General features: G+C 57.6%; 3 protein-coding genes, 1 tRNA gene and 1 CRISPR repeat array. Of the genes, 1 reads left to right on the top strand and 3 read right to left on the bottom strand.

Going from position 1 to position 9,723, the window contains the following annotated elements; translation table 11 throughout:
* A partial coding sequence (locus tag BISU_RS11010; RefSeq protein WP_034533103.1) for an ATP-binding protein occupies positions 1–261 on the top strand: 261 nt, incomplete at its 5' end.
* 90 nt (positions 262–351) lie between these two features.
* Positions 352–5,915: a CRISPR direct-repeat array (repeat unit 31 nt; unit sequence GTCGCTCCCTCACGGGAGCGTGGATTGAAAT).
* Between the two features lie 431 nt (positions 5,916–6,346).
* On the opposite strand, the gene BISU_RS11005 is transcribed toward BISU_RS11010, so the two are convergent.
* The 3 genes from BISU_RS11005 to BISU_RS10995 all read right to left on the bottom strand — a co-directional run bounded on the left by BISU_RS11005 (position 6,347) and on the right by BISU_RS10995 (position 9,409).
* Positions 6,347–6,422 (bottom strand) — tRNA-Arg (locus tag BISU_RS11005).
* Positions 6,423–6,891: 469 nt separating this feature from the next.
* The gene (locus tag BISU_RS11000) at positions 6,892–8,514 is read right to left on the bottom strand and encodes an ABC transporter permease (RefSeq protein WP_202805593.1); all 1,623 of its coding nucleotides are present in this window, start codon (positions 8,512–8,514) and stop codon (positions 6,892–6,894) included.
* A gap of 13 nt (positions 8,515–8,527) precedes the next feature.
* Positions 8,528–9,409: an ABC transporter ATP-binding protein gene (locus BISU_RS10995; RefSeq protein WP_024463675.1), complete on the bottom strand. Its 882-nt coding sequence runs from the start codon at positions 9,407–9,409 to the stop codon at positions 8,528–8,530.
* Positions 9,410–9,723: the final 314 nt, after the last annotated feature.

Below are 9,723 nucleotides of genomic sequence, written 5' to 3'. Positions count from 1 at the left end.
GACGAGTTCGGCTACGTGCCCTTCGACATCGACGGCGCCAGACTCCTCTACCAGATCATCACCGGCAGCTACGAGAGAAGAAGCATCATCTTCACCACCAACATCGAGTTCAGCAAATGGGGCACGATCTTCGCCGACGACAAACTCGCCGCCGCGATCATCGACCGCATCGTCCACCACGGCCGCCTCATCGAATTCACCGGACCAAGCCGGCGCGTGAGCGAAGCCCTCATGTTCGGCAAGGAAATCCACAACCAATAACCAACAGCACGCTCCACGCCGAAACCCGAAAAAAATAAGTGACCAACCACAAAAAACCAACTTGACTAAAAACACTCATAGCGCATGCTGGTCGCTCCCTCACGGGAGCGTGGATTGAAATCGATTACATCGTTGAGCTGCAAGCGCCCGGCGAGTCGCTCCCTCACGGGAGCGTGGATTGAAATTCCCAATGCTGTTTGATGATCAGCCGGTGCGTCAAGTCGCTCCCTCACGGGAGCGTGGATTGAAATTGCTCGGTGGCGACACTGCCCAGTTCGGCCGCCAGTCGCTCCCTCACGGGAGCGTGGATTGAAATGTTAATTCGCAGACGGTCCAGGTAGACGCTGGAGTCGCTCCCTCACGGGAGCGTGGATTGAAATCAAGCGTTCTGCGCATTCGTACCAGCAGCCCGGAAGTCGCTCCCTCACGGGAGCGTGGATTGAAATTACGGCGTCTCGTCCGGCAACGCCGTGTGCTCGAGTCGCTCCCTCACGGGAGCGTGGATTGAAATGAAATCAGGTTGAATAGCGTGCAGCCGCTCGCGCGTCGCTCCCTCACGGGAGCGTGGATTGAAATGGATACAAAAACGACTATGCGTGGCAGCGCTATGGTCGCTCCCTCACGGGAGCGTGGATTGAAATGCGTTGGCTATCAACGCGCGGCGAGCCGCCCACTGTCGCTCCCTCACGGGAGCGTGGATTGAAATACCATGTGGCTGGCGACCATCGACACAAGCAGGCGTCGCTCCCTCACGGGAGCGTGGATTGAAATCATTGAAAAAGCACTGGCGAATGGTGTCAGCGGGTCGCTCCCTCACGGGAGCGTGGATTGAAATCCTTCGGGCTATGCGTGTCAGCTCGTAGATGCCGAGTCGCTCCCTCACGGGAGCGTGGATTGAAATTCGGAGATGACTGCGGCGGAGGTGCTGGTGGCGCCTGTCGCTCCCTCACGGGAGCGTGGATTGAAATGCCGTCTGCTCCTCGCTGTTGGCGAACAACTGCACGTCGCTCCCTCACGGGAGCGTGGATTGAAATCCCGATTCGGACGAGGATCGCGCCATGTGGCGGCTGTCGCTCCCTCACGGGAGCGTGGATTGAAATTTCAACGTAAGGAGCCATATCATGGCAACATTTGGGTCGCTCCCTCACGGGAGCGTGGATTGAAATAACCTGATTTCGAAAGGAAAACACGCATGAGCGGTCGCTCCCTCACGGGAGCGTGGATTGAAATGTCTTGCGCGTTTGGAGGAGAGAGAAGACACCGGTGTCGCTCCCTCACGGGAGCGTGGATTGAAATATCGACTTCGCGCAGAAGATGGGCATGTCCGCCGGGTCGCTCCCTCACGGGAGCGTGGATTGAAATAATCATCAACAATCCCGACCCCGAATCACGGCAGGTCGCTCCCTCACGGGAGCGTGGATTGAAATCAGTACATGCTCTCCGACCACAAGGGGAGCGAGCGTCGCTCCCTCACGGGAGCGTGGATTGAAATTCCAAGCAGGCGAAGGATGCTACGGGCGGAATCGGGTCGCTCCCTCACGGGAGCGTGGATTGAAATCTTGCCGTGGGGCAAGAGACGGCCGCATGAACAGTCGCTCCCTCACGGGAGCGTGGATTGAAATACGCAGTGGGAGGCGCAGTTGCAGGTTACGTTCGGTCGCTCCCTCACGGGAGCGTGGATTGAAATATCGGCCTTTGGTCGTATGTCGATGACAATGGCGTGTCGCTCCCTCACGGGAGCGTGGATTGAAATTCGACGGTTTCGCCCGGACGCGGCAACGGCTTCGGGTCGCTCCCTCACGGGAGCGTGGATTGAAATTCGACGCTCTCAACAACAAATAAGGAGTAATCCCGTCGCTCCCTCACGGGAGCGTGGATTGAAATTTCCAGAGTCTGTGGAATGGCATTGTAGGGTTTTGTCGCTCCCTCACGGGAGCGTGGATTGAAATGATGCGACCATGTTGCACTTGTTCCAGGCCGTCCGTCGCTCCCTCACGGGAGCGTAAATTGAAATCTTGACTTGACCGTCATCGATGATGATCGCTCCGGTCGCTCCCTCACGGGAGCGTGGATTGAAATCCATTGCTCCTATGCCGTCATCTTCTCGGTCGTTGTCGCTCCCTCACGGGAGCGTGGATTGAAATAGGAACAGGCCGGTGTGATCCAGAAACTCGAACAGTCGCTCCCTCACGGGAGCGTGGATTGAAATCACTCGCTCGTATTGTCCTTCGAATCGGTGAGGGTCGCTCCCTCACGGGAGCGTGGATTGAAATCGTAACCCCCGCTCGGCCTCGGCAAGCCTGTCTCGTCGCTCCCTCACGGGAGCGTGGATTGAAATATCGGATCGAGGACTGAGCATGGCTGTGAAACGCGTCGCTCCCTCACGGGAGCGTGGATTGAAATCATGGAGCAGAGGAACGCCGCGCTGCAGACCATCGTCGCTCCCTCACGGGAGCGTGGATTGAAATATCGACCGTTGCATACGCCTGTGGAGCAATAAGGGGTCGCTCCCTCACGGGAGCGTGGATTGAAATCATCATGCTGCGCCTGCTCTCCGCAGGCTCGGGGTCGCTCCCTCACGGGAGCGTGGATTGAAATGAAAACTATCCGAACGCGATCTACCAGCGGATCAAAGTCGCTCCCTCACGGGAGCGTGGATTGAAATACTCCCGCGAAGGTGGTGGACAAGTGAATGTCAGGTCGCTCCCTCACGGGAGCGTGGATTGAAATGCATCGGCAGCATCAGCCTTGTCCTGCGCGGATGGTCGCTCCCTCACGGGAGCGTGGATTGAAATAGGCTCATGCGCTCATCGAGCGAACTGGCGAACAGGTCGCTCCCTCACGGGAGCGTGGATTGAAATTATTCTGCGAATACGGGCGTGATCATCAAAACTCTGGTCGCTCCCTCACGGGAGCGTGGATTGAAATGACGAGTTGAAGGAGAAGGCCGCGAAAACGGATGGTCGCTCCCTCACGGGAGCATGGATTGAAATTTCCGCTGTGGAAATTCGTTGACCTGTTGCGGCGTGTCGCTCCCTCACGGGAGCGTGGATTGAAATACAGCCAACAGCCGCTTGCATTGGGCAGCTAAAAGTCGCTCCCTCACGGGAGCGTGGATTGAAATGATTCCTTACCGAGAATTCCGTCGACCCAGTCGGTCGCTCCCTCACGGGAGCGTGGATTGAAATAACTCGGCGGAATCGGTTTCGGATATCAGAAATCGTCGCTCCCTCACGGGAGCGTGGATTGAAATAATGAGAGTCTAATTAGAACCCACGAGGATGTAAGGTCGCTCCCTCACGGGAGCGTGGATTGAAATCTATCTGCATGCGCTGCATGACCTGATCATGCGGTCGCTCCCTCACGGGAGCGTGGATTGAAATGAAAGGGAAACACGCATGAGCGCAACACCGTTAAGGTCGCTCCCTCACGGGAGCGTGGATTGAAATCTGACGCCCGACGAGGCTGACGCGATGGCCGACAGGGTCGCTCCCTCACGGGAGCGTGGATTGAAATTCGACAAACGGCAGCGACAATTGGGTACCGTGCTGTCGCTCCCTCACGGGAGCGTGGATTGAAATCACATCACGCCCGGTCAGCACGCACGGATACGGTCGCTCCCTCACGGGAGCGTGGATTGAAATCATTCATCCACCAGCCACGGAACCGCAGCGCTCGTCGCTCCCTCACGGGAGCGTGGATTGAAATTTTAATATCACCAGATAGCCATTCATCAACGGTTGTCGCTCCCTCACGGGAGCGTGGATTGAAATCCGACGGTGAGCTTGCCGATGGCGCTCCTGCTGGTCGCTCCCTCACGGGAGCGTGGATTGAAATACCCCGCGTGCGTCGCTCAGCTCGTACCAGATTCGTCGCTCCCTCACGGGAGCGTGGATTGAAATAATGACGCGCTGCTTGCTGGAGGCAAGAGCACGGGTCGCTCCCTCACGGGAGCGTGGATTGAAATATTACTGGGCTTAAGGCAGCGCTCGGATCGTTGGTCGCTCCCTCACGGGAGCGTGGATTGAAATTAAACTGACCGTGGCCCGCAGCGATCTGGACGAGGTCGCTCCCTCACGGGAGCGTGGATTGAAATCCCCTGTCAGGCTCCTACGCATCGGCTCCGGCAGGTCGCTCCCTCACGGGAGCGTGGATTGAAATAGCATCGATATGGGCGGTGGATCCTCATGAGGGGAGGTCGCTCCCTCACGGGAGCGTGGATTGAAATAATCACGTAACTTCCAGTCAATGAGCGCAGTGCCGTCGCTCCCTCACGGGAGCGTGGATTGAAATAATGCCGATTGGTCGATTGCGTCGAGCGTAAAATGTCGCTCCCTCACGGGAGCGTGGATTGAAATCTGTAGCGCTGAAGCTCGTGGCGAACGTGGATGGGTCGCTCCCTCACGGGAGCGTGGATTGAAATAAGAAGCGACTGAGGAAGGTCAGTCCGATAGGCGGTCGCTCCCTCACGGGAGCGTGGATTGAAATATCGTCTGTCTCCTCGGCTGATTGCGGTCAGGTTCGTCGCTCCCTCACGGGAGCGTGGATTGAAATACATACCCAAATCATTAGGAGGTTTTCGTGTGGTCGCTCCCTCACGGGAGCGTGGATTGAAATGATGTTCACAGCCATCAGCCGCCGCCCAACGCCGTCGCTCCCTCACGGGAGCGTGGATTGAAATGATCACCGATTCTGGTGTATGCACCTGCTCTAAGGGTCGCTCCCTCACGGGAGCGTGGATTGAAATTTGCCGTCGGCCAGGCCCAGCCATATGCCGCTGTTGTCGCTCCCTCACGGGAGCGTGGATTGAAATATCTCCAGACACTGGAAGTGCTGGTCGGGCGGGGTCGCTCCCTCACGGGAGCGTGGATTGAAATTCAGAGGAAGCTTGTTCAGCTCTCTTGGATGCACGTCGCTCCCTCACGGGAGCGTAGATTGAAATCGATCCGAGCCGCTTTCAATGCTGTTGCCACGAGGTCGCTCCCTCACGGGAGCGTGGATTGAAATACTCTGACTGTCAGCAGAATGCCGCTGAATAGTAGGTCGCTCCCTCACGGGAGCGTGGATTGAAATACCGAATACAGCAAGCTGTACAAGGACGTCAACGGTCGCTCCCTCACGGGAGCGTGGATTGAAATGCTCTGACCTTTCCAGTTCCACACGCACGCTCGCGTCGCTCCCTCACGGGAGCGTGGATTGAAATACTACCAGTCTCGACAACGCCAGCGTGATGTCGGGTCGCTCCCTCACGGGAGCGTGGATTGAAATTGATTGCCCGCGAGGCCCATATGTTTGGCCCATGTCGCTCCCTCACGGGAGCGTGGATTGAAATCTGGACACGGTGAACAACGCGCAGCTGGCCGCCGGTCGCTCCCTCACGGGAGCGTGGATTGAAATCAGTTGCGGGCCACCTTGTTGCCGTCGGCCGGAGGTCGCTCCCTCACGGGAGCGTGGATTGAAATTCAATGAGTCGGAGTCTACCACTGCTGAGCAGGTCGCTCCCTCACGGGAGCGTGGATTGAAATCTGTCTCTCCACATGTATGTCCATACAGCGGCAGTCGCTCCCTCACGGGAGCGTGGATTGAAATCTGCACGTAGGGGTGTTTTCTTCCGAGGACACTCGTCGCTCCCTCACGGGAGCGTGGATTGAAATATCTTCTTCCGCGTATTTATGATTCCAATAATTAGGCGCTCCTTCATAGGAATGGAAATCTCGAACAGACCTCGAACCCGAGAAGACGCCCATAGCGGACAATCCTGTTAATCGACAGGCAGTGGTTATGTTCTCGTCATCGAGGACGTGTCTTTGCCCGGAAATCCGATGCTGATGACGGAGATTCTGACGCTGGTGAGCAACTGCTACAAGTTGCACATGAGTCTGGGCAACTGGCTGCGAAATATCTGCAACTAGGCCTTCTTCGAGAAGTTTTATATACAGGACGACAACTGCATCGAAGGACAGTTCAGCAAGCTGTTCAATGTTTTCTTCGACCCCGAAGTGCAAAAAGCCCACCCCTCCTGCCACAAAGCGAAGAATGAGTCGGGAACCAACTCAATTCGCTGCAAGTTTGAACAGCGAACAAATGGTGCCCGAGAACGGATTCGAACCGTCGACACCCGCTTTAGGAGAGCGGTGCTCTATCCACTGAGCTACCCGGGCAACGAGCAACCATTGTACACGGCACTACGACGGATGAGATGGCAGACCTCTGGGCTTCTGGATATGTGTATGGGTGTATCTGCGTTATGTGGGGCGTTGTTGGGGTGCTGCCCAGGTCTATCTGCGTTATCTGAGGCGCTAAATCCATGAGAACCCAAGTAGCATCGTCCGAAAACGGCGGTTTCTTGCCGCCCTATACTCGGCTCATCAGGAAATAGCGCCTCACATAACGAAGATAGACCTCCGCAAGGGTGGATTAACGCCTCACATAACGCAGATAGCCTTGTGCAACGGGAAATTGCATGCGTTGCAACGCAAAAGCGCAATGAGAAAACACGAAACCGCAGTGAGAAAATACGAAAATATAACAACGAATGCGGCCGCACAAGGCACAGCGAGTCCGGCCAGTTGTGGCGTGCTGAGTCATGCCTGAACCTAGTACGCCACAACACACCGTGCCTTCAGGATGCTAAGCCCCCTCGCGCATATCGCGGCGCGAGTAGCTCCACGCGCCAACTACGGTCATGACGATCACGGCTGCCGTGACTGCGAGGAACGGCGCGAGCTTGAAGGAGTCCACGGGCATGCGCGGCATCCAGTTCAGGGGCGAGGTCTTCGTCACCCACTTCGGCAGGTCGAGCATGTTGCCGAAATAACTGAGCAGAATCGCATACGTGAGATATCCGTACGCCACCTTGCCGAGCTGCGGGGCGAGGCCGAGCAGCAGCGCCGCAAGCGAGACGAAGATCAGCATCACCGGAAGCTGGTTGAATCCTGCCGCGAGAAAATCGCCCATGCCGATTGACATGTGCCCGGACGTGGAGGAAATGGCGGCAGCACCGAGCGACCCGGCGGTGAGCAGCGTGCCCAGAATGGCGCAGATGAAGGCCAGCGCGACATTCGTCCAGAACAGTCGACTGCGCGTGACCTGCGTGGACATGATCTGGCTCAAGTGCAGCCGCGTCTCCTCGGTGTAGAGCTTGTTGACGATGACAATCGGCAGTATGGCGGCCAGGCCGCTGAGCACAATGAGAATCGTGCTCGTGAAGGATGCCTCAAGTGACGTTCCCGAATCCACGAACATCATTTTCATGAGCTGGTTGCTGTCCAGGAATGTGCGCATATCGCCGTAAATCGAGCCGTATACAGCGCCGAGGCAGGCGAAGGCCACGAGCCAGGCGATGATGATGCCGCGATTGAGCCGCAGCAGCATCCCATGCACCGAGAGCAGCCCTCGCCGCGCATGCGAGCGACCGAGCCGTTCGGGGATATAGCTTGCCGTCATATCGCGGCCGTTTTCCAGCAGCGCGGCGACGGCGAATAGCACCACAGAATACCCCAGCGCAATCAACAGCACCCACCACCGGTTCTGCGTCATGGGGTAGGCGAGGTAGGTCGACCCCAGCGGATTGACGAGGGAAAGCGTCTCGTTGTGCCCATCACTTGCGGCTCTGAGAATATAGAGCAGGCCGAGCACGCCAAGCGATGCGCCGCTCGCGCCCGAGGCGGTCGACATGATCTGCGCGAACACCAATGCTATCGCAGCGCCGAGTATTCCTGCGACGCTGAGCGACAGCCCGAAAAGCATGCTGCCTGCGAAGGTGATCGAGGCTTCGCGGAAGCTCGCCATGACCACGCCGGTGAACACGCCGAGCACGAGATTGATGCCGATGGTTTCGATGACCACCGCCAGCGAGCTCGCCTGCCGGCCCACCGGAAAGGCGCGAATCATCTCGCTCAGGCCGAGATCCTCCTCATGCCGCGTGTGACCCACGACGTGCAGAATGGAGACGACCATAGCCATGATGCTGCAGAACAGCAGCATCTCCTGAGCGTACATCGCGCCGACCGTGTAATCGGCGGCGCTTGTGATGGGAGTGGGACCGACCAGTGCGATCATCGCCGGATTGCCCATAGTGATGAACATGCCGACGTGGCCGTTGCCTTGCGCGACCTTCTCGAAAGCCGGCACGTAGACGCTGCACAAGAGTCCCAGACCCAGCACCCAGACGAGGATCTTCTTCCAATCGCGGCGCAGATATTGCACGAGCAAAGTCGCGCATGATTCGAATTGCTGTTTCAGCTGTTTCATCATGAACCTCCTTTCAGGCCGCGTAGTGGCGCATGAAGAGGTCTTCGAGCGTGGGCGGCACCGCTTCGAACTTCGTGATGCCGAGCTTAGTGGCATGCCGGAGCACGTCATTGGTGGCGGCATTATCCAGCGAGAATGTGGCCGATACGCCCTTGCGCACGAAATCGTGCACGCCTTCGAGATGCTCCAGCGTTCCGAGGTCGCCGACTGCCGATATGGTCACCGTGGATCTGGTCAGGTGGCGCAGCTGGTCGAGCGTGCCGCGCTCGACGATGGTGCCCTTGCTGATGATGACAACCCTATCGGCCAAGCGCTCGACTTCGCTCAGAATATGCGAGGAGAGCAGCACGGCTTTGCCCTGCGCCTTGATGGAGGCGATTTCCTCTTGGAACACTGATTCCATCAGCGGGTCGAGGCCCGAGGTGGGCTCGTCGAGGATATAGAGGTCGGAATCCACGGACAGCGCCGCGATCAGGCCGACCTTCTGCCGATTGCCCTTCGAATAGCCTTTGGCTTTCTTGCGCGGGTCGAGCTCGAAACGCTCGGTAAGCTCATTGCGACGGGACGCACTGCCGCCGCCGTGCAGCTTCATGAACAGGTCGATAATTTCGCCGCCTGACAGGTTGCCCCAGAGCGACACGTCGCCGGGCACATAGGAAAGTCGACGGTGGATTTCCTGGGCGTGCGTCCATACGTCCTTGCCGAAAATCGTCGCGTTGCCGCCGTCGCGCCGCAGGATGCCGAGCAGCGTGCGGATGGTGGTCGATTTGCCTGCGCCGTTCGGCCCGATGAAGCCGACGACTTCGCCTTCGTTGACATCGAATGACACGTTGTTCAACGCCTGCACGCTGCCGAATGATTTGCGCAGCTGATCTATTGCAACGACACTGCTCATGGTGAAACTCCTTTTATCAGGCCATTGCCTGGCCGTCCGTCGTTGGTACATGGAATATGCCAACGAATACGGAATATTATAGACTTATTTTCGCAAAAAGTATAAAACTATGCGATTCTTGGGAAAACTTCGCGGATTGTGTGTGGGCGGGGCAAAGCGACGAATCTCGCGGATGCTGAGAAGTTCTGGATTCCTGGAAGCAAGATGAATACGCACGGATGATTGCGGATGACCGTGTGCGCTCAGCAATAGGCGTTTTCAATGGTGCGCTGTGCGATTCGCTGCATCGGGCGATTCCTGATGATGCCTGCGGG

The sequence above is a fragment of the Bifidobacterium subtile genome, assembly GCF_000741775.1.
Taxonomy (GTDB): Bacteria; Actinomycetota; Actinomycetes; order Actinomycetales; family Bifidobacteriaceae; genus Bifidobacterium; species Bifidobacterium subtile.
The sequence above is the reverse complement of the archived record's forward strand: the minus strand, read 5'-3'. Positions and strand labels throughout refer to the sequence as shown.

Coding starts and splice junctions, on each gene's coding strand:
- BISU_RS11000 (WP_202805593.1), bottom strand. CDS start 8,514: ATGAAACAGCTGAAACAGCAATTCGAATCATGCGCGACTTTGCTCGTG.
- BISU_RS10995 (WP_024463675.1), bottom strand. CDS start 9,409: ATGAGCAGTGTCGTTGCAATAGATCAGCTGCGCAAATCATTCGGCAGC.